Source organism: Vibrio sp. TBV020 (genome assembly GCF_046056895.1).
Classification (GTDB): domain Bacteria; phylum Pseudomonadota; class Gammaproteobacteria; order Enterobacterales; family Vibrionaceae; genus Vibrio.
Window position 1 is genome coordinate 284,433 of the sequence record NZ_JBEEAQ010000003.1, and the last position, 23,917, is coordinate 308,349.

The following is a 23,917-nucleotide window of genomic DNA, read 5'->3' on the forward strand; positions in this document are numbered from 1 at the left end:
AGAGAGAAATGAACAAAAAAATGCAAAAGCAGTCAGGCTTTACCCTATTAGAAGTCATGGTTGTTGTCGTGATCTTAGGTATTTTAGCAAGCTTTGTTGTGCCTAACTTGCTAGGTAACAAAGAGAAAGCCGATCAGCAAAAAGCGATTACCGATATTGTCGCGCTAGAAAATGCATTGGATATGTACAAATTGGATAACAGCGTTTACCCATCAACTGACCAAGGCCTAGATGCGCTAGTAACAAAGCCATCAAGCCCAGAACCACGTAATTACCGCGATGGTGGTTACATTAAACGCTTGCCAACTGACCCTTGGGGTAATGATTACCAATACCTAAGCCCTGGTGACAACGGCAGTGTTGATATCTTTACTCTTGGTGCTGATGGTCAAGAAGGTGGTGAAGGTGTGAGTGCTGATATTGGTAACTGGAATATTCAAGATTTCCAATAAGTCGTCAGGTTTTCATTGAAAGTGCGCCATCATTCTGGTTTTACGCTGCTTGAGATTTTGCTGGTACTGGTGCTTGTTTCGATAGCATCGGTAGCCGTTATTTCAACGCTACCTGTCAGTGCGGAAGATGGTGCTAAACAACAGGCGCAATCACTCTATCATCGTGTTCAGCTTCTCAATGAGGAAGCAATACTGAGTGGCCGGGATTATGGCTTGCATGTTGACGAAAAAAAATCTGCCTATGAGTTCTTGCAGCTAAAAGTGGATGGATGGCAACGTATGGAAGGGATCGACATCCCGAACCGTACGGAGTTGCAAGACGATCTGACTTTAAGTCTATCTCTGGGCGGTAATGTTTGGGCCAATAAAGAGCGCTTGTTTGAGCCAGGCAGTCTATTCGATGAAGAAATGTTTGCGGAATATGAGGAAGAAAAACGTCTTCCTCCTCCGCAAGTCTTCATTATGTCTAGTGGTGAAGTGACGCCATTTTCTATTGCTATTTACCCGCAAAATTCTGATGCAGATAAAGATTCGTGGCGTGTAGTGGCAAAAGAAAATGGTCAGATTCTCCTGTTTGCACCGGGAGAAAACGATGAACAGCAGTAAACGCGGATTTACCTTATTAGAAGTTTTGGTCGCTCTGGCGATATTCGCAACGGCTGCAATCGCGACGATTCGTTCGGTGAGTCAGCATATTAATACCCTCAGCTTACTGGAAGAGAAGACCTTTGCTGCCATGGTGGCCGACAATCAAATGGCCAAGGTGATGCTCTCAAATAGTAAAGTGAGCAAGAAAAAGGGAAAAGAAACATTAGCTGAGCGTGAGTGGTATTGGACTGTTGAACCTGTCTCAACCAGTGGAGACATGCTTCAAGCCTTTGATGTCAAGGTTGCAACCAGTGCCAAAGGTTCTCCTGTTGTTACGGTGAGAAGTTATGTTCCGAAATAATCAGAAGCGCCAGCAAGGCTTTACGTTAATTGAGGTGCTGGTAGCTATTGCGATATTTGCAAGCTTAAGTGTTGGTGCTTATCAGGTTCTAAATCAGATACAACGCAGTAATGAGCTATCTCTTGAGCGAAGTGAACGATTAAAGTCACTGCAGCGAACTTTAGTCTTTATGGACAATGACTTTCGCCAGATGGCGCTGCGCCAGTCACGCACTAATGGTGAAGAAGCGTCTAAGCAGTTAATACAATGGCAAGACTACTTACTTGATTCTGATGCGAAAGGCATCATGTTTACCCGCTTGGGTTGGCACAATCCACAACAACAGTTCCCGCGAGGAGAAATCAGTAAAGTTGGTTACCGTATTAAAGATGAGCAACTGGAACGAGTTTGGTGGCGCTATGTGGATACGCCTGTCGGGCAAGAAGGCGTAATCATGCCGCTGCTTGATGGTGTCGAGTCCTTCAAGATGCGTTTTTACGACGGAAGCCAATGGAGTGACAATTGGCAGAACAATTATCGTCTACCGACAGCCGTGACCGTCAGTCTTGAGCTGAAAGATTACGGTAAGATCGAACGAATCTACCTCACCACAGGTGCGACACTGGAAAGTGGAGAGGAGTCTGAAAATGATGGTTAAAAAGCAACGCGGCGTTGCTCTGATCATTATTTTACTGCTATTGGCGGTGATGGTAACGATCACTGCAACAATGGCAGACCGTTTATTTGGACAGTTTAAACGAGCGACTAACCAGATTAATTATCAACAAGCTTATTGGTATAGCTTGGGTGCAGAAGCATTAGCAAAAGTGGGTATTGAACAGAGCTATAAAGACTCTGACACGATTAATTTGTCTCAGCCATGGGCACTAGAGGAGCAAACATACCCTCTAGATTTCGGTACCCTTACCGGACGTTTGGTGGATAAACAGGCTTGTTTTAACCTCAACGCACTTGCTGGGGTAGAAGCGATTGCGGGCTCAGATAAAGCGCCATATTTAGTCGAAGTGTTTCAACATTTACTTGAAGAGTTAGAGGTTGAAAATTACCAAGCTGAAACCATCGCCCAATCATTGTGGGAGTATGTGGATAGTGACAACTCTGTGAACTCAACGAGTGGCGTGGAAGACAGTTTTTATGAATCGATGTCGCCAGCGTATATGACGGCAAACAGTCTATTGGCTGATGGTTCTGAGCTTCGAGCGATCAACCAAGTATCGGGTGAGGCCATGGAAAAAATTCGCCCGTATGTATGCGCTTTGCCAACCTCTGATTTTCGCTTAAATGTGAATACCTTAAAAGCTGAACAAGCAGAATTGCTGGTGGCTTTATTTCATCCAGCATTAGGATTAGATCAAGCGAAACAAGTGTTGGATAACCGTCCCTTTGATGGTTGGGGTAGTGTTGACGACTTTTTAAATGAAAAAGAGTTCTCTTCAGTGACTGAAGAGCAAAGGAAAGATGCTAAAGGTTATCTTGCGGTAACCAGTGTTTACTTTGAATTGGATGCTGAATTGTTAGTAGGCGACTCCCGTGTGAGAGTGCGCAGTTTACTGTTTAGTGAGAATAAAGAAACTGCGATGGTGGTACGCCGTCGCTTCGGAGGTATCGGTGAACGAGTTTCTGATCGTTCGACTGAGCAATAACACGACGCAGGCTATCCAGTGGCTAGTGTGGTCGGAATCGCAAAAAGAAGTGATTGCGAGTGGTGAGTTAGCAGACCGCTCTGAATTACCAGAACTGGCTAATTATGCCCAGGGCCGACGTACGTCAGTACTTCTATCAGCGCAAAGCCTTGTGCTAACAGAGGTTGAAGTACCAGCAGGTGCGAGCCGTCAGTTTGAATCTATGTTGCCGTATATCCTTGAAGATGACTTGGCACAAGACGTCGATCAATTGCATTTTTCAGTGCTAAGCAAAAGCCAAGGTCGGGCGCACATTTGTGCTATCGATCGAGAGTTTCTGGAACAACTGCTGAGTGATTTAAGAGAGCAAGGCTGCCAAATTCATCAAGTGATGCCTGATGTACTTGCTCTGCCTGACGTAGAAGGTATTTCAGCAGTTGAGCTTGACGGCCAGTGGCTACTTAAAAAAGCGGCTCACTCAGGTATGTCGATTGACAGTGATTGGCTGCCGTTAATTGCTCAATCTGAATGGGTGAAAAATGATGACGAGTTTTTGCCGTTAGTTGCGTTTTCTGCTTTACCAAAGTTAGAGCTAGCCGATGAGCAACAGTGGCGAGATGGAGAGCCTAAACTGGTGATGCAGTTACTTGCTGAGCAAATGGTCACAAGTAAAATCAACCTTTTGACGGGAGCATTTAAGCCAAAGTCTTCTTTCAGCCGCTACTGGAAAATTTGGCAAAAAGTAGCGATCGCTGCGGTATTGTTACTCGCGGTCGTGGTAGTTGATAACGTTCAGAAAGTGCAACGTTATGAAGCGCAAGCTGCAGCTTACCGTGCTGAGAGCGAGCGTATATTCCGTCAGTCTTTACCGGGTAAAAACAAGATCCCAACGGTCAGTTACCTAAAGCGCGAAATGAACCGTGAGGCAGAGCGTTTGTCTGGTGGTGCGGATAGTAGTGCGTTGTTGAGTCTGATGGTTCAACTACCACCGCTGCTAAAACAAGTTCCAGGTATGACGTTAACTAGCTTTAAATATGACGATGGTCGAAATGAGGTTCGGTTACAGGCTCAGAGCAAAGATTTCCAGACGTTCGAGAAAGCTGCTGAGTTACTGGGCAGTCGCTTTAGTGTTGAGCAAGGGCAACTCAATCGCTCGGGTGGCAATGTGAATGGCTCGTTTGTGTTGAAGCCGTTGTAAGGAGTGAATATGAAAAACCTATTAGCCTCCTTGCAGACATGGTGGCAGAGCATTTCTCAGCGTGAACAGCGTCTAGTTGTTGTTTGTACCGTTTTAATCTTGGTTGGTGGCCTTTACTGGGGGGTCGTTCAACCTGTCTCAAATCGAGCGGATAACGCACAGCTGCGCATTCAAAATGAAAAACAGTTGCTTGCTTGGGTGAAAGACAAAGCAGACGAGATCAATCAGCTAAAAGGGCAAGGAGGTAAGAGTGTCTCAAGTTTGCCTATCAACCAAGCGGTCTCTTCGAGTGTCTCTCGCTTTAAAGTGGAGTTAATCCGTGTTCAACCTCGTGGAGAAGAATTCCAAGTATGGGTTGCACCTATGCCATTTAACCAATTCATGAGCTGGGTGACCTTCTTACAGGAAAGCTACGGTATTGGTGTCGTATTTCTTGACCTAGATAAAGGAGATCAAGAAGGTATGGTAGAGATTAAGCGACTGCAATTTGGTCGAGGATAGAAGTGTGAAAAAAATCATCCTATCTGGACTGTTCTTGAGTGGTGTATTGGCTACGAGCGCGATCGTCCATGTTCCTGCGCAGTTTATCGTGCAATATGTTCCTCTACCAAGCCAGCTTAGTCTTGTTGGTGTAGAAGGCACACTGTGGCAAGGCTCTGCAAACCAAGTGATATGGAATCGAAAAAACTATGGTGAGCTGAGCTGGGAGCTAAGTCCTACTAAACTTATAGCGGCTAGTGTAGAAGCGAATGTGCGCTTTGGCCGTGGTAGTGATATGCAGATACAAGGGCGTGGTGTGGTCGGCTACTCGGCGAGTGGCCCATATGCTGAAAACTTGATGGTGTCGATGCCGGTTGAGTCGGTGTTAGAGTATGCTCCTGCACTACCCGTACCTCTTGAGCTGAATGGACAAGTTGAACTAAGTCTTCGTTCATACTCTTATGCTGCGCCTTATTGTCAGGCCGCGGAAGGTAGCGTGGTATGGAACACTGACGTGGTAAACTCACCATTAGCGAGTTTATCTATTGGTCCAGTGATCGCGCAGTTTAATTGCCAGGACAGCAAGATTGCGTTTACTGCAGAGCAAAACAGCGAGCAGGTATCAAGTAGTGCAGATGTGACTTTAGAAGCAAATCGTAACTATGCGGTTACCGCTTGGTTTAAGCCGGAAGGTGATTTTCCGAATGAACTAGCTCAACAACTGAAGTGGTTACCTAATCAAGCAAATGCAGAAGGTAAATTTCCATTTACTTTTCGAGGGCGATTCTAGCCGTTGAACAGAATTGATAAGGGCAGCCACAATGGCTGCCCTTAGTTTATTTACTAGCAGGAAAGCTAATTTGAACCTTTAAACCACCACCACTGCGATTATTGACGATAACGGAACCATTGTGCTGGCTGACTATGCGTTTCACAATGGCCAGTCCAAGCCCAGTCCCTTCACTGCCACGTGCTGTATCGCCACGGGTAAAGGGTTCGAACAGTTTGCCAATTTGGCTTTGCTCAATCCCGGGACCATTATCTTCAATACATACCCAGACTAATTTGTTGTCAGCGGTGATACCTGTGCTGACTCTTATCCAGCCATTACCATAGCGAATCGCGTTGACCACCAAGTTACTGACTGCACGTTTTATCGCTATTGCACTGCCTAATGTTTCTTTTAAAGGCTTGTGAAGGTCGGTTTCGATTTGTACTTCATAACCTCCTTCAGATGATGCGACATCACTGGCAATGTCATTCAGATCGATAGGAATAAACGACTCTTTGTTTACCGGCTTGAGGTAGTCCATAAACTGGCTGATAATCTCGTTACATTCTTCAGTATCACTAATAATGCCTTCGGCAAGGTAGCTGTCTTCTGGCGACATCATTTCGGTTGCTAGTCGAATACGAGTCAGTGGAGTACGTAAGTCATGACTAATACCTGCCATTAGCAGAGCACGATCTTCTTCGAGTGCTTGAATACCTTTAGACATTTGATTGAAAGCGCGAGTGACCGATCGAATCTCGGAGGCACCTTTTTCAGGGATAGGTGGTGGAATCTCACCACGACCAACACCTTTTGCTGCACGCTCTAACGCTGTTAGTGGACGATTCTGCATTCTAATAAATAACCAACCGCCTGCGACAATCAGCAGTGCCATAATCAGGCTATTGCGAAATAGTGGGGCAAAATCTTCTTCCTGTAGCTCAGAGAGTGGGATCCTCAATAAAGAGTCGGGTAAGGACTCGATCTGCATCCATAACACATAGCTTTCGGAGCCCAGCATCATTCGTACGTCAGTCGGAGAGCCGAGCTCTTGAGTCATCTCTTCACTCATAAGATCGATACTCACAGCGTGGTAGTACTCATCTGCGATTTGGCTATCTTTTGAGTGTATGGTCACACCAAGCTGCTCTAGGACACGGCGACGCATCAACGAGTCCATTTCTAAGTCACCATCAAGGGCATCTGAATCGTCAAGCATCAGATTAATTTCATGGCCTAAGATCTTGTTGAACTGTTGCAAGCTTGGCATGAGGGCGTAGTTGAAAACAGCGTAGTAAGAGTAGACCTGACTGGCAATCAGTAGTGTCAGAAAGATGAGTATGGATTGAGTAAATGAGCTGCGAATGCGCATAACACCAACCTTGGGCAAGTAACGGTGGTCAAAACAAAGAGTGCGAGACTCAGTCTCGCACTCTATCAATGTCTGTTAATTCTAGGCTTCTTTGCCATCAGGGACAAAGACATAACCTAAGCCCCAGACGGTTTGAATGTAGCGTGGTTTGCTTGGGTCAACTTCAAGCATACGACGTAAGCGAGAAATCTGTACGTCGATGGAGCGTTCCATTGCAGAATACTCTCGGCCACGTGCCATATTCATTAGCTTATCGCGTGACATTGGCTCACGAGCGTTGGTTACCAGCGCTTTTAATACCGCAAACTCACCAGAAGTCAGAGGCATTGCTTCATCACCACGGAACATTTCTCGTGTACCTAGGTTCAATCGGAAGTCACCAAATTCAACAACTGACTCTTCACTGCTTGGAGCGCCAGGTAGTTCAGTTGTTTGACGGCGAAGCACGGCTTTAATGCGTGCTAATAGTTCACGAGGGTTGAATGGTTTTGGCAGGTAATCATCTGCACCCACCTCAAGACCCACGATACGGTCAATCTCATCACCTTTTGCCGTCAACATTAAGATAGGCAAGGTGCTGTTTGCGTTACGTAAACGGCGACAAATCGATAGGCCGTCTTCTCCTGGTAACATCAGGTCTAATACCATCAAATGGAACGTTTCACGTGTTAGCAGGCGGTCCATCTGCTCACTGTTGGCAACACTACGAACTTGGAATCCTTGTTCAGACAAGTAACGCTCTAGTAGGGCACGAAGTCGTGCATCATCATCGACAACTAAAATTTTGTGATTTTCTTGCATGTAATGGTTCCACCTATTAAATAAGCTTACGCAAACACAGAGTGATGATTCTGTTGCGCAGCTTAAAATGTAACACTGTTCTTGTTCTATTGGCGCAAAGAATTGTTAACGTTTATTTCCTTTTTAGCTAATGTATATCGGAACTGCAATTTAATAGCGTCAGAAATATGAAAACAAACCTAATAACGAGAGAAGGCTTTGATCGACTTAAGAAAGAGCTCGACTTTTTATGGAAAGAGGACCGGCCTGAAGTGACCAAAAAGGTTACTTGGGCGGCGAGCCTAGGGGATCGAAGTGAAAATGCTGACTACCAATACAACAAAAAACGTTTGCGAGAGATCGATCGTCGTGTTCGCTACCTGCGTAAACGCTTAGAACAAGTCAAAGTAGTAGATTACTCACCTCAGCAAGAGGGTAAGGTTTTCTTTGGTGCTTGGGTTGAAATAGAGAATGAATCTGGTGAAACCAAAGCATTTCGTATTGTTGGTCCGGATGAAATTTACGGGGATGCGAAAGGCTACATCTCGATTGATTCACCAATGGCGCGTGCATTACTCAAAAAAGAAGTAGATGACGAGTTCAGTGTGAAAACGCCAGAAGGTTTTAAAGAGTGGTTTGTTAACAGCATCCGCTATAGTGAAGAATAAAGTAAGCCCCGCATGATACGGGGCTTATTAACCTAAGTGCGTTATTTCTCGTAGTCTGGTTTATCCGTTACGATGTAGTCGGTTTCACTGGCAACAACCGCACCGTATTTGAGGAAGTTCTTCCCAAGAATCATGCTGTAATGGAAGCGGCTACGATCTTGTAAGTTGACGTGAATCTTTTTCTCAAGTTCTCCGAGTGCAACTTGCATCTCCACCACCGGACGAACGTTGGCCTTCTCACCTTCTTTGGCTGTGATAGTCATGGTATCGACCACTTCTCGGGTGAATTTCTCTTTCATACCAACATCATTTTCATAGGTGAAGCTTACCATTTGCTTACCATCTTTTTTAAACAGCTTGATGTTTTGTGCGTTGATTGAGCTGACATCGGCTCCCGTATCGAGCTTCACTGGAAAGCTCATGCCTTCTACTTTCGCTACTTCGATGTGACCAGCCGTAAATAATGGATAAGCATCTAATAGGTGCTCTGTTCGGGTATTGATGAGCACGCCATTTTTCGACATTTTTTGCCCAATTATGAAGTAATCTTCCACTTCATCGTCATTGAGGACATCAATCGCGTAAGGCATCTCTACTTCCTTTCCATATAGAGTGAAAGTGCCAAATACGACAGGCCTTACCGATTCACCTACGCGCAGTTTTTTGTTGATAGGTTTAGAGAACTGCTGCACATCACCTTCTGAATTGGTGAGGTAATAAGTAACCCACTCTTTGCCTTTTTTCTCGAACATTTCAAAGCTGCTTACTTTGAGCAGCGGCGTTTTTACGACTAAAGAAGGTTCTGCGTGAAGTGGGATACCATCGAGCACCAGGTTTTCTTCACCTGTTACTTGCATCGCTTTAGATTTGCTATTGAAAGCTTGCGGCGCACCGCTTAATAGCGACTTCTTGCTGGTATCAATCATAAAGCGCTTGTTTAAGGTACCTTTGCCTAGGCGAAGCTGAGAGCTGTAGTCACTGCGGTCGGTTAAATAAACCATCCAATATTGAGTTTCATCGCCATTGGTATTGATCGGGACAAATACAAGCGGCCTTTGCTCGCCATCTACATTGAGCATACGGACTAAAGGTCGAGAGAGTTGAGCTGTTTTGCCGTCTTTGTCTTCGAGTGTGAAGTTCACCTGACCACTTTTCTCATCGACTTTGATGTCTGTTGCGTGCAAAGAGCTGTAGTTGTTTTTGAGTGAATAACTGATCTTTTGAGTAAGACCATCAATCATGACACTCTCTTTTTTACCAATCAGCTGTGCTGTTTTTTGTTCTTGTAAGTAGTCGTAACCTGCAAAGACCCAAGCATTGTCATCAAGGAATGTTTTACCAATGAGGAACGGAGCTGAGAACTGAGTGCGGCTAGTCAAGTTGACATCCGTCATCACGGTTTTATCCGCAATGACGAGAGGCAGGTTGACGGTAGGCCTCAATAGGGGCTCTTTACTGGTGCGGCTGCGAATCACCCCCACACGTTCGATAGGCAGTGATATGTCGATATCTTTCCCTGTATGAGGGTGAGGAACGGTGAACGAAACGGTGACTTTGTAGGGTGCAAAGAGTTCATCGTCCCACTTATCGTAATGGACGTCATCAATCGGATCGTAGTCGATGAGAGCTTTCATAAGCTTCTCATCTTTTAAATGTTTGAACTTAGGGTGCTCACTTGAAACGTGAATGTTTTCAGCATGCATGGAGGTTGTGTCTGCGCCAGTGTCTATCTTGCCAGCGAAAGAGATACCTTCTAATCCTTTGACATTTTTTAAGTAAACGCTTTCGACTCGACCAAGAACCAGTTTGTCTTCGAGCTGATAAACGGGCTTTTGAGTTGTGGCTTCAAGAGGGGCAGCCCATGAAAGTGATGAGGTAAGTAATGAGCTTGCTAAAGCGACCGCCAGTGACAATTTTTTCATTTATTATTCCGCGCCTGTTCATTATTAAATTCGTGCTTATAGAAATAGTAGGCAGTTTTGAGCGAATAAGTTTCGAAATCCTCCTTAGTTTTGACACAATTTTGACCGATGTCCAACTTAGGTCAGCAATTTATGAGCTAGTTTTCTGACCTGCGTCGAAAGCATTGCAAAATCTGTTAGTTACCCCAATATATTGAGTCATATCGACAGCTATAGAGCGCATGAAGCGTGAGCTGATACCTACATTAGAATTAAGAGAAGACACGGATGAGCCAAGCTATCTGTAATTTGATTGCTCAGGAGTTGAACGTACGTTCTGAGCAAGTAATCGCTGCTGTTAACTTAATTGATGATGGCAACACTGTGCCGTTTATTGCTCGTTACCGTAAAGAGGTGACTGGTGGGCTGGATGATACCCAACTGCGAAACCTTGATAGCCGTTTATCGTATTTGCGTGAGTTGGATGACCGTCGTCAAACCATTCTTAAATCGATTCAAGAACAAGGCAAACTCTCGGCTGAGTTGGAAGCAGAAATCAACCAAGCAGACAGTAAAACGCGCTTAGAAGATTTATACCTGCCATACAAACCAAAGCGCCGTACCAAAGGGCAGATTGCCATCGAAGCTGGTCTAGAGCCTTTGGCTGATAAGCTTTGGAATGATCCTCAGACAGAGCCAGAGTCGGAAGCAACGCACTATATTGATGCAGATAAAGGCGTCGCCGATACCAAAGCGGCACTAGATGGTGCACGAGCTATCGTGATGGAACGTATAGCAGAAGACGCGAACCTGCTTGAGAAAATTCGCCAGCACCTCTCTCGTAATGCAGAGCTTGTGGCGCGAGTTGTTGATGGTAAGCAGCAAGAAGGTGAAAAGTTCAAAGATTACTTCGAGCATAATGAAGCGCTGAGCAAGGTCCCATCACACCGTGCGTTAGCTATGTTACGTGGTCGAAATGAAGGCTTCTTAACTCTCGCAATGAACTCTGACCCTGAACAAGAAGAGGGGGCTCGTCAGTCTTACTGTGAAACGATTATTAGCGATCATTACGGTATTTCATTGAGCAGCGCTCCAGCCGACGGTTGGCGCAAGCAGGTTATTAGCTGGGCATGGCGCATTAAGGTTTCTATGCATATGGAAACTGAGCTAATGGGGGCGATGAAAGAGCGCGCGGAAATCGAAGCGATCGAAGTTTTTGCCACTAACCTAAAAGACTTGTTAATGGCCGCACCTGCTGGCCCTCGTGCAACCCTTGGTCTTGATCCGGGTCTGCGTACAGGCTCAAAGATCGCCGTGGTTGATTCTACAGGTAAAGTGTTAGCTACAGAAACTATCTATCCGCATCCACCTCAAAATCAATACGATAAATCAGCGCAAGTCGTTGATGCTTTAGTTCGCAAGTTCAATGTTGACCTAATCGCCATTGGTAACGGGACGGCTTCTCGTGAGACAGACAGTTTCGTTGCAGACCTCATTAAACGAGGCAATCTGAAAGTACAGAAAATCATGGTGAGTGAAGCGGGCGCATCGGTTTATTCGGCCTCTGAACTGGCAGCAAAAGAATTCCCGAACCTTGATGTATCTTTGCGTGGTGCAGTGTCGATTGCTCGTCGCTTACAAGACCCATTGGCTGAGCTGGTGAAAATCGATCCAAAATCGATCGGTGTTGGTCAATACCAGCACGATGTTAGCCAGTCTATGCTCGCGAAGCGCCTTGATGCGGTCGTAGAAGACTGTGTAAACGCCGTGGGTGTTGATGTGAATACAGCATCTCCTGCGCTATTGACTCGTGTTGCTGGTCTATCGAGTACCATTGCACAAAATATTGTCGACTACCGTGATGAAAACGGTCGTTTCGAAGCACGTACGACGTTGAAGAAGGTGGCACGTCTTGGACCTAAAGCGTTCGAGCAGTGTGCTGGTTTCCTTCGTATTATGGATGGTAAAAACCCACTTGATGCATCATCAGTGCACCCAGAAGCGTACCCTGTGGTAAAAGCGATTGCTGAGAAGAACCAGAAAGATGTTAAAGGCTTGATTGGTGACACGCAGTTCTTACGTGGCCTGCATGCTGTCGATTACACCGACGATAATTTTGGTGTTCCAACGGTGACAGACATCATTAAAGAGTTAGACAAGCCTGGACGCGACCCACGCCCTGAGTTTAAAACGGCGACCTTTGCGGATGGCGTGAATAAAGTCTCTGATCTTGAACCTGGGATGGTCTTAGAAGGTGTGGTATCGAATGTGGCGAACTTTGGTGCGTTTGTTGATATTGGCGTCCACCAAGATGGTTTGGTTCATATTTCTGCGTTAACCGATCGCTATGTGTCTGACCCACGTGAGGTGGTGAAAGCGGGCGACATCGTTAAAGTCAAAGTAATGGAAGTAGACGTGCAACGTAAACGCATTGGTCTTTCTATGCGTCTAAATGATGAGCCTGGACAAGACAACCGCTCTCAACGTTCAAGTGCCCCTCGTGGTCAGCAGCGCCAAACACAAGGTGGTCAACGTCGTCGTGAAGAGTCCAGCGGAAATAACGCAATGGGCGGCGCATTTGCTGCTGCTTTTGCCAAAGCGAAGCGTTAATAACAGCTAGTGGACGTTTTAAAAAAGACAAATCCCCGCAGTAGCAATACTGGCGGGGATTTTTTTGGTATTACCTTATCGAGCTTGCACTAAACAAGGTACTACAACACCGCAATTACATCAGATGGAGTGTTTGGTGCAACCGCATGGCCGTAATGAAATTTAATCACGGTCCTTCGTTTGGCCATCATCCCTTCTGATATCGCCGCATCGATTATGCGTCTCGGCAAGCGAAAACGCATGGCATAGCCTTTACCTTGATGTTCGCTGTAACTATCGAGTGAGAGCAGTTTAAAAAGCCGTTCGATATTATCTTCAGCTTGATATTGAGAAGCGGCCACAGCATCTTCAATTTCATCTGTCTCGTAGCTAGGGTGCTCCGAGGGATCCCATGAAGATTGCTTTCGTCGCTTATCGTCTGCCGTCACTTTTCGTTCGGCGTTACTCTTGGCTAATGCAATGGTTGGAGCAATCGGCTCTCGGACTTTATTGTCGCGTGCCGCTTGTTCTGTTTGCACATTAACCGATGGGGCGATCAGTGGAACGCTTACGTTCGTAGGTGATACGAGCATTGTTTGTCTCCTCACGCCCAACCGTTGGAGCGAACACTCCGTCGGTTAGTATATTTATCGACCAGTAGCGACAAAAATTTAGCGCAAATGACAATTAGTTAAATGTACTTATTAGAAACAAATACTTAGGCGATGAATTGACGAACTTTCTGGCAAAACTCATCAAACTCCGTCATAAATGGTGCATGGGAAGAGGCGCTAAATGTGTAGCTTTCACTGCTTGGTAATAGATTGTCTACGTCGCTCGCAACCTTGATTGGTACTAAGCCATCGAGCCGACCATAGAGTCGAAGTGTGGGAGTGGTTAAGCGGTCGAGTTCAGCGCGATAGTCAATGTCGGCTAACAGCTTAAGCCCAGCAAGCAAGGAGTTTGGATTTGGAGCAGGGCGTGAAAGTACCGCTTTCTTGAGTTGTTTGACATCTTGTCTTGCTGATGGACTTCCCATCGCTTGAAGTGCCATAAATCGTTCAACCGTAAGCTGAAAATCTTCTACGAGTTGTTCGGTAAAGTTGCTTAGCACATCGGGCTGAATACCGCGCCATGGACGCTCAGCCGCAAATTTAGGTGAACTTGCAACGGTAATCAGTTTTTGAACTCTGTCCGGGTGATTGAGAGCGATATGAGTAGCAAGCAAGCCTCCGAGAGACCAACCAAGCCAAGTCGCTTTTTGAGGAGCATCAGCAAGAACCTGACTTGCTAACTCTTCCATGTCGGCAAAGCCCGAACGATGGCTATGGCCAAATCCTGGTAGATCGACAACATGAACCGTGTAATGTTGGCTAAGAACATCAACAGTTTGTTGCCAAACGGCGCCATTCATTCCCCAGCCATGAAGTAGAACGATATCTTCGCCACTCCCTGCTGTATGCCAAAATAAAGGTTCTAATTTACTCTCGTTCTGTGCCACTTTTTTCATCCTTTAGGTTGAGCGTCGATCTTCACAATGGGAATTTCCATTGTTGGGATTTTGCTCATGTTAACTCAAAGATTGCGGGAATACATCGCCGACCTGTTACCTCTTAACTGTGAACTATGTGGATTAAGCCTAGAAAACCAAGGGGGTGGCTTTTGCTTTTCTTGCAGCGAAAAATTCTTACCCGCGCCTAGATGTCTTCGCTGTGGTTTACCTTGTAGTACAGAGATTGCCCAATGTGGTGAATGTTTGGTGAGGCCACCGGCTTGGGATCGGCTATATTGTGTTGGAAATTATGAGCAGCCACTGTCTACCTATGTTCATCACTTAAAATATGAAGGACAGTTTTGGCAAACGAGAAAACTCGTGGATCTATTACTGCCCAGAATTGATATACCAGCAGAGGTGGTTACTTCCGTGCCTTTGCATTGGCGTAGAAAGTGGCGACGAGGCTTTAACCAAAGTGAGTTATTGGCGGCATCAATTGCTAAGCGTATTGAGCGACCTTACATCCCTCTATTTGAACGTATACGCTCTACTCAACAGCAAAAAGGACTTAATCGCCAACAGCGTCATATGAATTTAAATGGTGCTTTTAAGCTAAAATCATCGAAAACTTACCGCCATGTCGCGATTGTTGATGATGTTGTCACCACAGGGAGTACTGTGCAGCATTTATGTAAATTACTGCTTGATAGTGGCGTGAAAAGCGTTGATATTTATTGCGTTTGTCGAACTCCTGATCCAGTAACTTAGCTGAATTTGATCAAAACGCTAGATCTCTCTATTTTCAGGAGTAAAATGGGCAACAAATAGCCTACAAAATTACTCAGGTATTCGTCGTGTCAAATTCTATTACTATTACAGAAACTGCCCAAACTCATTTTGCTAACCTACTAGGTCAGCAGCCAGAAGGTACAAACATTCGTGTATTCGTTGTAAACCCAGGCACTCAAAATGCAGAGTGTGGCGTGTCTTACTGCCCAACAGAAGCGGTAGAGAGCACGGATACAGAACTTAAGTTTGAAGGTTTTTCTGCTTATATCGATGAGCTAAGCCTACCATTCCTAGAAGATGCTGAGATCGACTTCGTAACGGACAAGATGGGCTCTCAACTTACTCTGAAGGCACCAAATGCGAAAATGCGTAAGGTGTCTGATGATGCTCCTCTAGTAGAGCGTGTTGAATACGTAATTCAAACACAAGTTAACCCTCAACTTGCAGGTCACGGTGGCCATGTAAACCTAGTTGAAATCACGGAAGAAGGCATTGCTATCGTAGCCTTTGGTGGTGGTTGTAACGGTTGTTCTATGGTGGATGTGACTCTAAAAGAAGGTATTGAAAAAGAACTTCTTCAACAGTTTGAAGGTGAACTATCTGCGGTACGTGATGCGACTGAGCATGACCGTGGTGAGCACTCTTACTACTAAGACATCTGTCTAACTTGAACCGAATCGAGAGGGTTGGCGTTTGTGCCAGCCCTTTTTTTGTTTTCAAAACAATAAGATTTCTCATATATTAAGATCTTCAACTTTCGTAAAGGAGCAGGCTTGTGGCTAAACGTACTCCACCAGAAATTCTAGATAAACAAACAGTTGCACAGTCTCGACTGTTCGCTATTGAAGCGCTGGATTTGCGTTTTAGCAATGGTGAAGAACGTACCTATGAGCGTATGAAGCCAAGTGGCCGAAATGCGGTGATGATGGTACCAATCACTGAGCAAGGCGACATTTTGCTTGTTCGTGAATATGCGGCAGGGACAGAGCGTTATGAGTTAGGTTTCCCAAAAGGGTTGATTGACCCAGGGGAGACTCCTGAGCAAGCTGCGATTCGAGAGTTGAAAGAGGAAATTGGTCAAGGTGCAAAGAAACTGACTCCACTAAAAGAAGTCGTTTTAGCACCTTCTTATTTCTCTAGTAAAATGACCCTATTCATTGCCGAAGATCTATACTCAGAAAAGTTAGAAGGTGATGAACCTGAACCATTAGATGTGGTTCGTTGGCCGTTAGCGCAAGCTGAAGAACTGCTGACGCACCTCGATTTTAGTGAAGCGCGAAGTATTACTGCGTTATTACTTGCTCTACGCCTTTTAAAATAATAATCATCGTCCTTGCCTTGAGCAAAGGAGTTATAGCGAGAGCGCAAAGGAATTTTTATGCCAATAACAGAAGACTTGTCTCATCATTTACCGTCCGTGATTGAAATTGCTCGCAGTGCAGGGCAGTTAATTCTCGATATTTACGAGAAGAAAGAGTACGAAGAATTTACCAAAAGTGACGAAACCCCAGTCACGAGTGCCGATATTGCTGCACATAAGCTGATTGTTGAGAAATTATCGGAGCTCACACCCGACATTCCTGTCCTTTCTGAAGAAGCTGCGGATATAAGCTTAGATAAACGTTCACAATGGAATCGCTATTGGTTGGTGGATCCACTCGATGGGACTCAAGAATTCATTGCTCGCAGTGGTGACTTCGCTACGATTATTGCTCTGATAGAGAACAATAAGCCAGTGATGGGGGTGGTATATGGCCCTGTTTCTGGGGTGACATATTATGCTTATCACGGTAAAGGCGCTTGGAAAATTCCGGACTTGAGTGAGAGTGTTCGTATCAAGACGCATCAGCATGATGGACCAAAAAGCCCAATAGCGATGGCAATCAGTCGTCGTCAAGATATCAATCGTATTACTGGCCGTATGAGTAGTGCGTGGAACTATGATTTAGTACCGCTGGGTTCTGCTGCATTGAAAGCATGTTTGGTTGCGGAAGGGGCAGTCGACTGTTACTTACGCCTAGGGCCTACAGGGGAGTGGGATACTGCTGCGACGCAATGTATTGTTGAAGAAGCTGGCGGACGTATCTTGAGTACTCAATTAGAGCCTCTTTCATACAACGAGCGTGATACGTTGGAAAACCCGAACTTTATTGTGTTGGGTGATGAAAACTTGCCGTGGGATGAGATTCTGCAAGTGAAGGATTAGTTAATCTATATAGTCGCTCCATCGAGTGACGAAGCAGCGAGTAGGGAGTCTTTGTAAGTTCTCTACTTGCTTTATGAGATCCCCAACTCGTTCGTTCCTCACTCTTGAGGATGACAGTCTGTCATTACGCCTTCGAATAGACATCCCTATCACCCAACCAACGGTCAATAATCGCGACAGCATTACCTGGGTAGTTGTCATGAATATGACGAGCGATGCGCTGAACTTCCGGTATTAGGCGCTGATCACGCACCAAGTCGGCAATCTTGAAATCTGCCATACCAGTTTGTTTCGTTCCAAGTAATTCACCTGGGCCGCGAATTTCTAAATCACGCTGAGCAATCACAAAGCCATCATTGCTTTCACGCAGCACACCTAGGCGTTTCTGGGCAGTTTTAGATAGCGGTGAGTGATAGAGCAACACACAGTGACTCGCAACGCTGCCTCGACCTACTCGCCCGCGTAACTGGTGCAGCTGAGCTAAACCAAGACGCTCTGGGTTTTCGATAATCATCAAGCTTGAGTTTGGTACATCAACACCGACTTCAATCACGGTTGTGGCAACTAGAAGGTGGAGTTTATTGTCTTTAAAGTCCTGCATGACGGCTTGTTTTTCGGCAGGCTTCATTCGGCCGTGAACCAAACCGATTTTGACATCTGGCAGTTTGCGTTGTAGCTCTTCTGCGGTATCGGCGGCAGCTTGGGCTTCAAGTACTTCAGACTCGTCAATTAGTGTACATACCCAGTAAGCTTGCTTGCCTTCGTTAAGACAAGCATTACGTACTCGTTCGACAATATCCTCACGCTTAGTATCAGGAATGGCGACGGTTTGAATTGGTGTTCGACCTGGTGGCAGTTCGTCAATTACTGAGGTTTCAAGGTCAGCATAGGCGGTCATTGCCAGCGTACGTGGAATTGGCGTTGCGGTCATGATTAACTGGTGAGGATAAGCACCTTGCTTTTCTCCTTTTTCACGCAGCTCTAAACGCTGGTGGACACCAAATCGATGTTGTTCATCAATAATTACTAACGCTAAATGGTGGAACTCAACGTGTTCTTGGAATAGCGCATGGGTACCAACCACCATTTGCGCCTCACCACTAGCGATATTAGCCAGTTCCGCTTCTTTCGCTTTACCTTTTAGTTTTCCGGCAAGCCAGCCGACTTTGATGCCCATTGGTTCTAACCAACTAGCAAAGTTGATCGCATGTTGCTCTGCCAATAGTTCAGTCGGAGCCATCAGTGCGACTTGATAGCCATGCTCTAACGCTCGAAGTGCAGTTAAGGCTGCCACAAGAGTTTTTCCAGAGCCTACATCGCCCTGAACTAAGCGCATCATAGGGTGAGGCTTTTCCAAGTCTTGTTCGATTTCTTGTACGACGCGAGCTTGAGCATTAGTCGGTGAAAACGGCAATTGACTCAGCAGTTGCTGTTTGAGGTTATCGCGTTTTGCTAAAGGTAGGGCGGTGTCTTGTTGACCTTTACTACGTACTGAGAGCATGGATAAGTTCTGGGCAAGTAGCTCTTCCATTATTAGGCGTATTTGCGCTGGGTGCTTACCTTCGTCGAATTGCTCTAAGTCGATATTTGGCGGCGGACGATGAATGGTATGTAGCGCTTGAGCAAGCGTTGTTTGCTGATCATATAATCCGTTAGGCAGCAGCTCTTGCACTGCGGCTTTGTCGAGTAACTCAAGAGCTTGGTCAGTAAGGTTACGCAATGTAACTTGACGCAGACCATCTGTAGTTGGGTAAACCGGAGTTAATGTCTGTTCAACATCCGCTTTTTGGTTCGGAGCATAAAACTTGTAATCTGGGTGGACGATTTCTAACCCATAACCGCCTCGTTTAATTTCTCCATAGGCATGAACGGTTTTTCCTTCAGCGAAGTTGTTTTTCATGCCTGCGGTAAAATTGAAAAAACGCAGCGTGATGGTGCCATTGCCATCACTGATTTTTACCGCCAACATTTTGCGTTTACCGAAAAGGGTATCGATGCTCATTACTTTGCCTTGCACTGCCGCCCAGAGCCCTGCGTGCAGTTTGGCTATTGGATAAATACGAGTGCGGTCTTCATAACGAAGAGGAAGATGGAACAGTAAGTCTTGAGCAGTAACAAGCCCAACTTTTGCTAATTTCTCGGCCACTTTGGCACCGACGCCAGTTAACGACGTTAAAGGAATAGCAGAGAGTAGCTGGGACATAAAAAAGCTCGATAAGTCATTCAATCTAATTTAGATAGTTAACCATCGAGCTGTGTTTTTGTACAGGGAAATACTACTTTTTCTGCATCTCTGCCCACCAATCGTCGTCTGCAACGATTTGGCCTTGGTCATCAAGTGGTGGGTAAGCTAGGCCTTTGCGCTTAGCCACTTTTGCTAGCACAGGGTGGCCACGTTCAAACAACAGACGGTGAATGGTTTCTTGTGGAACTGAGCTGACTTCGTTCTCGTACATGCCTGCCGCTTCACGTTGACGCTGCGCTTCATAAAGAATAACCGCACTTGCTACTGAAACATTGAGTGACTGAACCATGCCAACCATAGGTACGATAATGTCCTGATCGGCTAGTTGCTTGGCTTTTTCAGAAGCGCCGACCTTTTCACTACCTAAAATGATTGCGGTTGGTTTGGTGTAGTCAATTTCACGAAAATCGACAGCCGTATCTGAGAGGTTGGTTACCAGAACCTGCATGCCTTGTGCTTTGAGCTCGGTGATGGCTTCTTCGATAGAATCATGAGTATCTACATCAACCCAGTTACGAGCGCCTGCTGACGTGTGGCTTAAAGTGCGCATTTCATTAGGCCATACCGCATGAATCTTGTGGATGCCTGTTGCATCAGCAGTACGAATTACCGCTGAAACGTTGTTTGGCTTATGAACCTCTTCGAGGCAGAGTGTGAGATCTGCTTGGCGAGCTTTAAGGACTTCTTGGATTCGGTTGTAGCGTTCTAAATTCATAATGATAACTTACTTACAAAAATGTCCCTGAAACCAATGGCTTCAAGGACATTTATATTCAACGAATGAGTTGATTAGTTCTTACGACGGCGTACTTTTAGCGTGTGTGGCATTGCTTTAATCTTACGCATAATGCCTGCAAGGTGAACACGATCTTTAGTTGTTAGCAGCACTGTCACAGTGTACAAGCGACCATCACGTTCCTCAGTAGAAAGCCCGTGAATGTTTGAACCTGTCTTCGAGATTACGTTGGTCAGTTCGGCTAGTGCACCTTGACGGTTTTGAACATCAACGGTGACTTCAGTAATGAACTCTTTTTCGTAATCTTCAGACCATTCTACCGCCATGTACTTATCTGGTTCTTTCTGGTAACCACGTACATTTGGACACATCTCGCGGTGAACCACCAAGCCTCGGCCTGGAGATACATGGGCAATGATGTGATCGTCTGGAATTGGGTGACAACAGTTGGCAAACGTCAGAAGAATCCCCTCCGCTCCACGGATAGGCAGCTTCTTCTTGTTGCTATCTGCTTCGTTAGACGCTTCAACTTCGGTTAATTCGTCCGCATCACCAAGTAGACGACGAGCAATAACGATGCTCATCAGTTCACCTAAACCGATATCGGCTAATAGGTCATCAATCGAGTCAATCTTAAGATCGCCCAAGACATGGTTGATGTTTTCTTCACTAATGTCTGAAAGTGATAGTTCACCGAGTGCATGGTTCAGTAGGCGGCGACCTAGCGTAATTGACTCTTCGCGGCGCATTGTTTTCAGAACCTGGCGGATCTTAGTACGCGCGCGTGATGTCACTACGTAGTTTAGCCAAGCTGCGTTCGGTCGAGCACCTGGAGCACTGATGATCTCAATTGTTTGGCCGTTTTTAAGCGACTTGCTTAATGGGTACGGGTTGCGATCAACGCGAGCACCAACACAGGTGTTACCTACGTCAGTGTGTACGGCATAAGCGAAGTCTACTGCAGTTGCACCTACTGGCAGTTCAACAATGCGGCCTTTCGGTGTGAAGACGTAAATCTCATCTGGGAACAGGTCAGATTTAACGTTCTCGATAAACTCAAATGAGTTACCTGCGCTTTGTTGTAGCTCAAGTAGGCTTTGCATCCAACGTTGTGCTTTAACCTGAGCGGTTGTGCCTGTGCGTTCACCGTTGCCTTTGTAAGACCAGTGAGCCGCAACACCTTTATCCGCCATTTGATCCATATCTTCGGTACGGATCTGAACTTCAACTGGTACACCATGAGGGCCAACCATTGAAGTGTGAATAGATTGGTAGCCGTTCGCTTTTGGTACCGCAATGTAGTCTTTCATGCGACCTGGACGTGGCTTATACAAGCTATGAACTTGACCAAGCACTCGGTAACAGGTGTCTGCATCATCAACCACGACGCGGAAAGCATAGATATCCATGATGGTATGGAAGCGCTGCTCTTTGGTTTTCATCTTATTGTAGATGGAGAAAAGATTCTTCTCTCGGCCAAAGACACGAGCTTTTAGACCAACTTCTTCAAGTCGACCTTCAATTTCATCGTGGATGCGTTGAATCATCTCCTTACGGTTACCACGCGCAGCTTTTACTACCTCTTTAAGAACACGATAACGGTTCGGGTAGAGCGCTTCAAAACCAAGCTCTTCCAGCTCTGTTTTGATGTTGTGGATACCAAGGCGGTGAGCCAGTGGAGAGTATATTTCTAATGTCTCGCGAGCAATACGGCGCTTTTTATCTGGGCGAAGAGCTCCTAGTGTGCGCATATTGTGAGTACGGTCAGCGAGTTTGATCAGAATAACGCGGATGTCTTGCACCATGGCAAGAACCATCTTACGGAAGTTTTCTGCCTGAGCTTCCTTGCGATCACGAAACTTAAGCTTATCAAGCTTAGAAACGCCATCCACAAGTTCTGCAACTGTATTACCAAATTGAGCTTCGAGCTCTTCTTTGGTTACTTCAGTGTCTTCTATGACGTCATGCAGAAGGGCTGCTTGTAGAGTCTCAATATCGAGGCGCATTTCGGCCAAGATGCGAGCTACAGCAACAGGGTGGATGATATAAGGTTCGCCGCTAGAGCGGGTTTGCCCTTCATGGGCGTCTTTCGCTACCACATAAGATTGACGCAGAGCCTCAATTTGAGGCTCTGTTAGGTATTCTTGGGCAACGTCTTTAAGGCTATCGAATAGATACAAACTTTAGGCCCGGAAGATAGTTGTAAAAGAGAGGGGCTAATTAACGGCTGTGAGCGATGCTGCTTACAGCTGCTAGTTCAGCGGCTTCTTGCTCTTGCTGTTCTTGACGCTCACGTGCATCAAGGATCTCTTTAGTGATAAGACCTTCTTCGATTTCGCGTAGAGCGATAACCGTTTGCTTATCATTCTCTTCTGGCACTAGTGAATCTTTACCACCAGTTTGCATTTGACGAGCGCGGCGTGCCGCAATTAGAACTAGGTCGAAACGGTTGCCAACTTTTTCAACAGCGTCTTGAACAGTTACGCGTGCCATGAGAACTCCAAATTAGTTAACTAAAATTTTGAATGACGAGAAATTATACAGGCTGACAGTTCCTAGTGTCTAGGATCTGTTTGCCATTCGGCTAATTTACTCAGCTAAAAGCGCATCAAGCATGCCTTTATATTTAGCAGCTTGCTTGTCTTGCTTCAATCTTTCTGCGCGGATGATGGCCTTAAAGTCCATTAATGCGGTATCGAAATCGTCATTAACGATCACGTAGTCGTACTCACTGTAGTGTGAGATCTCTGACTTCGCTTCTGCCATACGCTTAGCGATAACAGCATCACTATCCTGGCCACGAGCGTTAAGGCGACGCTCTAACTCACCGTTTGATGGTGGTAGGATAAATAGGCTTTTTGCTTGAGGCATTTGTTCACGGATTTGACGAGCGCCTTGCCAGTCAATATCTAGGAACACATCGATCCCTTTATCTAGATTATTTTCAATCCAAACACGAGAGGTGCCATAGTAGTTACCGAACACTTCTGCGCACTCTAGGAACTCACCTTTATCAATCAGCTCTTCAAAGTGCTCTTTCTGTACGAAGTGGTAGTGGACACCATCTTGTTCACCCGGGCGCATGCCACGAGTCGTGTGAGATACCGACACCTTCATCGCGTAGGTTGGATTTGTTTCTAGCATTGCTGAAATAAGACTAGATTTTCCAGCACCACTTGGTGCAGATACGATATATAGAGTGCCTTTACCCATAGGTACGATCTCACATTTGGTTTGATAACAGCCAGCAGTAAGCTGACATATATAAAGATAGCACTGACCGGATTGACTCACCGAAGTGGTGAAATTTAGGCCAGAAAAATGGAGGCGAAGAGTAGCATAAATCGCCTATTTAGGACAATAACATTGATGAGTTCTGCTTTATTAGCAAAATTGTGTCTCTATATCGTTAATTTAACTCATCAACTCAATACGATAATTTGGACTGTTTTGTGGATTTGATCAAATAATCGTTGAGTTTTTGTTCTACTTCCTTACAATCCGCGCAAACGATTAAATGCTGTATATATCTAGAGTGATGGTCTAGATGTCTCTACCACTGAGCCTATCTTAGTGACTACAGTTTTTAAGTGCTGAGACTCCTATTATCACCGCTTACGGCATTTCATCTCATTTACCTTCCATCTTAATTGTATAGGTTTC

The 23,917-nt window shown here is 45.6% G+C and carries 24 protein-coding genes and 1 riboswitch; of the genes, 14 read left to right on the forward strand and 10 right to left on the reverse strand.

The genetic code is table 11. The features are described 5' to 3' along the window. Positions 1-8 precede the first annotated feature (8 nt). From gspG to AAFX28_RS09260, 8 genes are read left to right on the forward strand one after another with little or no spacing between them, the layout of a single operon-like run. Positions 9-452 carry a type II secretion system major pseudopilin GspG gene (gene gspG / locus AAFX28_RS09225; protein ID WP_408687170.1) on the forward strand — a complete coding sequence of 148 codons (444 nt, stop codon included), beginning with the start codon at positions 9-11 and terminating at the stop codon, positions 450-452. Between the two features lie 21 nt (positions 453-473). Beyond that, the gene (gene gspH, locus AAFX28_RS09230; protein WP_408690849.1) at positions 474-1,058 is read left to right on the forward strand and encodes a type II secretion system minor pseudopilin GspH; all 585 of its coding nucleotides are present in this window, start codon (positions 474-476) and stop codon (positions 1,056-1,058) included. After that, the gene (gspI, locus tag AAFX28_RS09235; protein WP_408687171.1) at positions 1,045-1,401 is read left to right on the forward strand and encodes a type II secretion system minor pseudopilin GspI; all 357 of its coding nucleotides are present in this window, start codon (positions 1,045-1,047) and stop codon (positions 1,399-1,401) included. Before gspH ends, gspI begins: the two co-directional genes overlap by 14 nt. After that, positions 1,388-2,038 (forward strand): type II secretion system minor pseudopilin GspJ, encoded by a 651-nt coding sequence (gspJ, locus tag AAFX28_RS09240; protein ID WP_408687172.1) that lies wholly within the window; start codon positions 1,388-1,390, stop codon positions 2,036-2,038. The genes gspI and gspJ overlap by 14 nt, the downstream gene beginning before the upstream one ends. After that, positions 2,031-3,044: a type II secretion system minor pseudopilin GspK gene (gene gspK, locus AAFX28_RS09245; protein WP_408690850.1), complete on the forward strand. Its 1,014-nt coding sequence runs from the start codon at positions 2,031-2,033 to the stop codon at positions 3,042-3,044. Before gspJ ends, gspK begins: the two co-directional genes overlap by 8 nt. Continuing rightward, a complete protein-coding gene (gspL, locus tag AAFX28_RS09250) occupies positions 3,010-4,221 on the forward strand; it encodes a type II secretion system protein GspL (RefSeq protein WP_408687173.1) in 1,212 nt (403 codons plus the stop codon). The genes gspK and gspL overlap by 35 nt, the downstream gene beginning before the upstream one ends. A 9-nt stretch (positions 4,222-4,230) precedes the next feature. Further along, positions 4,231-4,722, forward strand: a complete 492-nt coding sequence (locus tag AAFX28_RS09255) for a type II secretion system protein M (protein WP_408687174.1) — start codon at positions 4,231-4,233, stop codon at positions 4,720-4,722. Positions 4,723-4,726: 4 nt separating this feature from the next. Beyond that, positions 4,727-5,491, forward strand: a complete 765-nt coding sequence (locus AAFX28_RS09260) for a type II secretion system protein N (RefSeq protein WP_408687176.1) — start codon at positions 4,727-4,729, stop codon at positions 5,489-5,491. 46 nt (positions 5,492-5,537) lie between these two features. On the opposite strand, the gene envZ is transcribed toward AAFX28_RS09260, so the two are convergent. Beyond that, positions 5,538-6,845 (reverse strand): two-component system sensor histidine kinase EnvZ, encoded by a 1,308-nt coding sequence (gene envZ / locus AAFX28_RS09265; protein ID WP_408687178.1) that lies wholly within the window; start codon positions 6,843-6,845, stop codon positions 5,538-5,540. Between the two features lie 81 nt (positions 6,846-6,926). After that, complete coding sequence (gene ompR / locus AAFX28_RS09270; protein WP_004746095.1) at positions 6,927-7,646, reverse strand: two-component system response regulator OmpR; 720 nt, start codon at positions 7,644-7,646, stop codon at positions 6,927-6,929. A gap of 167 nt (positions 7,647-7,813) precedes the next feature. On the opposite strand from ompR, the gene greB reads away from it, so the two are divergent. Beyond that, positions 7,814-8,293: a transcription elongation factor GreB gene (gene greB, locus AAFX28_RS09275; RefSeq protein WP_408687181.1), complete on the forward strand. Its 480-nt coding sequence runs from the start codon at positions 7,814-7,816 to the stop codon at positions 8,291-8,293. Between the two features lie 41 nt (positions 8,294-8,334). On the opposite strand, the gene AAFX28_RS09280 is transcribed toward greB, so the two are convergent. After that, positions 8,335-10,215, reverse strand: coding sequence for a RimK/LysX family protein (locus tag AAFX28_RS09280; protein WP_408687183.1), 1,881 nt, complete (start codon positions 10,213-10,215; stop codon positions 8,335-8,337). A 267-nt stretch (positions 10,216-10,482) separates the two neighbouring features. Between AAFX28_RS09280 and AAFX28_RS09285 the strand changes: the two genes are divergently transcribed. After that, positions 10,483-12,804 (forward strand): Tex family protein, encoded by a 2,322-nt coding sequence (locus tag AAFX28_RS09285; RefSeq protein WP_408687185.1) that lies wholly within the window; start codon positions 10,483-10,485, stop codon positions 12,802-12,804. A gap of 101 nt (positions 12,805-12,905) precedes the next feature. On the opposite strand, the gene AAFX28_RS09290 is transcribed toward AAFX28_RS09285, so the two are convergent. Both AAFX28_RS09290 and bioH read right to left on the reverse strand, forming a co-directional pair. Continuing rightward, a complete protein-coding gene (locus AAFX28_RS09290) occupies positions 12,906-13,376 on the reverse strand; it encodes an ATP-dependent Lon protease (protein WP_408687186.1) in 471 nt (156 codons plus the stop codon). Positions 13,377-13,501: 125 nt separating this feature from the next. Beyond that, the gene (gene bioH, locus AAFX28_RS09295) at positions 13,502-14,293 is read right to left on the reverse strand and encodes a pimeloyl-ACP methyl ester esterase BioH (RefSeq protein ID WP_408687187.1); all 792 of its coding nucleotides are present in this window, start codon (positions 14,291-14,293) and stop codon (positions 13,502-13,504) included. A gap of 363 nt (positions 14,294-14,656) precedes the next feature. Here bioH and AAFX28_RS09300 point away from each other — a divergent pair, with 363 nt between their 5' ends. From AAFX28_RS09300 to cysQ, 4 genes are all read left to right on the forward strand, one after another. Beyond that, a complete protein-coding gene (locus tag AAFX28_RS09300) occupies positions 14,657-15,046 on the forward strand; it encodes a ComF family protein (RefSeq protein WP_408687189.1) in 390 nt (129 codons plus the stop codon). Positions 15,047-15,132: 86 nt separating this feature from the next. After that, positions 15,133-15,720, forward strand: coding sequence for a Fe-S biogenesis protein NfuA (gene nfuA, locus AAFX28_RS09305; RefSeq protein WP_408687191.1), 588 nt, complete (start codon positions 15,133-15,135; stop codon positions 15,718-15,720). A gap of 122 nt (positions 15,721-15,842) precedes the next feature. Further along, complete coding sequence (nudE, locus tag AAFX28_RS09310) at positions 15,843-16,388, forward strand: ADP compounds hydrolase NudE (protein ID WP_408687193.1); 546 nt, start codon at positions 15,843-15,845, stop codon at positions 16,386-16,388. Positions 16,389-16,445: 57 nt separating this feature from the next. Then, positions 16,446-17,273: a 3'(2'),5'-bisphosphate nucleotidase CysQ gene (cysQ, locus tag AAFX28_RS09315; RefSeq protein WP_408687195.1), complete on the forward strand. Its 828-nt coding sequence runs from the start codon at positions 16,446-16,448 to the stop codon at positions 17,271-17,273. Positions 17,274-17,397: 124 nt separating this feature from the next. On the opposite strand, the gene recG is transcribed toward cysQ, so the two are convergent. The 5 genes from recG to gmk all read right to left on the reverse strand — a co-directional run bounded on the left by recG (position 17,398) and on the right by gmk (position 23,467). Continuing rightward, a complete protein-coding gene (gene recG / locus AAFX28_RS09320) occupies positions 17,398-19,476 on the reverse strand; it encodes an ATP-dependent DNA helicase RecG (protein WP_408687197.1) in 2,079 nt (692 codons plus the stop codon). A gap of 73 nt (positions 19,477-19,549) precedes the next feature. Continuing rightward, positions 19,550-20,233: a tRNA (guanosine(18)-2'-O)-methyltransferase TrmH gene (trmH, locus tag AAFX28_RS09325; protein WP_408687199.1), complete on the reverse strand. Its 684-nt coding sequence runs from the start codon at positions 20,231-20,233 to the stop codon at positions 19,550-19,552. Between the two features lie 74 nt (positions 20,234-20,307). Beyond that, positions 20,308-22,434, reverse strand: coding sequence for a bifunctional GTP diphosphokinase/guanosine-3',5'-bis pyrophosphate 3'-pyrophosphohydrolase (spoT, locus tag AAFX28_RS09330; RefSeq protein ID WP_408687200.1), 2,127 nt, complete (start codon positions 22,432-22,434; stop codon positions 20,308-20,310). Between the two features lie 40 nt (positions 22,435-22,474). Then, the gene (gene rpoZ, locus AAFX28_RS09335; RefSeq protein ID WP_004410883.1) at positions 22,475-22,747 is read right to left on the reverse strand and encodes a DNA-directed RNA polymerase subunit omega; all 273 of its coding nucleotides are present in this window, start codon (positions 22,745-22,747) and stop codon (positions 22,475-22,477) included. Positions 22,748-22,843: 96 nt separating this feature from the next. Beyond that, positions 22,844-23,467 carry a guanylate kinase gene (gmk, locus tag AAFX28_RS09340; RefSeq protein ID WP_408687202.1) on the reverse strand — a complete coding sequence of 208 codons (624 nt, stop codon included), beginning with the start codon at positions 23,465-23,467 and terminating at the stop codon, positions 22,844-22,846. A 287-nt stretch (positions 23,468-23,754) separates the two neighbouring features. Beyond that, positions 23,755-23,854, forward strand: a riboswitch (purine riboswitch). Positions 23,855-23,917 lie beyond the last annotated feature (63 nt).

What these genes read in the sequence shown, in the direction of transcription:
- gspG (WP_408687170.1), top strand. Translation starts at nt 9, where the DNA reads ATGAACAAAAAAATGCAAAAGCAGTCAGGCTTTACCCTATTAGAAGTC.
- gspI (WP_408687171.1), top strand. Translation starts at nt 1,045, where the DNA reads ATGAACAGCAGTAAACGCGGATTTACCTTATTAGAAGTTTTGGTCGCT.
- gspJ (WP_408687172.1), top strand. Translation starts at nt 1,388, where the DNA reads ATGTTCCGAAATAATCAGAAGCGCCAGCAAGGCTTTACGTTAATTGAG.
- gspK (WP_408690850.1), top strand. Translation starts at nt 2,031, where the DNA reads ATGGTTAAAAAGCAACGCGGCGTTGCTCTGATCATTATTTTACTGCTA.
- AAFX28_RS09255 (WP_408687174.1), top strand. Translation starts at nt 4,231, where the DNA reads ATGAAAAACCTATTAGCCTCCTTGCAGACATGGTGGCAGAGCATTTCT.
- envZ (WP_408687178.1), bottom strand. Translation starts at nt 6,845, where the DNA reads ATGCGCATTCGCAGCTCATTTACTCAATCCATACTCATCTTTCTGACA.
- ompR (WP_004746095.1), bottom strand. Translation starts at nt 7,646, where the DNA reads ATGCAAGAAAATCACAAAATTTTAGTTGTCGATGATGATGCACGACTT.
- greB (WP_408687181.1), top strand. Translation starts at nt 7,814, where the DNA reads ATGAAAACAAACCTAATAACGAGAGAAGGCTTTGATCGACTTAAGAAA.
- AAFX28_RS09280 (WP_408687183.1), bottom strand. Translation starts at nt 10,215, where the DNA reads ATGAAAAAATTGTCACTGGCGGTCGCTTTAGCAAGCTCATTACTTACC.
- AAFX28_RS09285 (WP_408687185.1), top strand. Translation starts at nt 10,483, where the DNA reads ATGAGCCAAGCTATCTGTAATTTGATTGCTCAGGAGTTGAACGTACGT.
- AAFX28_RS09290 (WP_408687186.1), bottom strand. Translation starts at nt 13,376, where the DNA reads ATGCTCGTATCACCTACGAACGTAAGCGTTCCACTGATCGCCCCATCG.
- bioH (WP_408687187.1), bottom strand. Translation starts at nt 14,293, where the DNA reads ATGAAAAAAGTGGCACAGAACGAGAGTAAATTAGAACCTTTATTTTGG.
- cysQ (WP_408687195.1), top strand. Translation starts at nt 16,446, where the DNA reads ATGCCAATAACAGAAGACTTGTCTCATCATTTACCGTCCGTGATTGAA.
- recG (WP_408687197.1), bottom strand. Translation starts at nt 19,476, where the DNA reads ATGTCCCAGCTACTCTCTGCTATTCCTTTAACGTCGTTAACTGGCGTC.
- trmH (WP_408687199.1), bottom strand. Translation starts at nt 20,233, where the DNA reads ATGAATTTAGAACGCTACAACCGAATCCAAGAAGTCCTTAAAGCTCGC.
- rpoZ (WP_004410883.1), bottom strand. Translation starts at nt 22,747, where the DNA reads ATGGCACGCGTAACTGTTCAAGACGCTGTTGAAAAAGTTGGCAACCGT.
- gmk (WP_408687202.1), bottom strand. Translation starts at nt 23,467, where the DNA reads ATGGGTAAAGGCACTCTATATATCGTATCTGCACCAAGTGGTGCTGGA.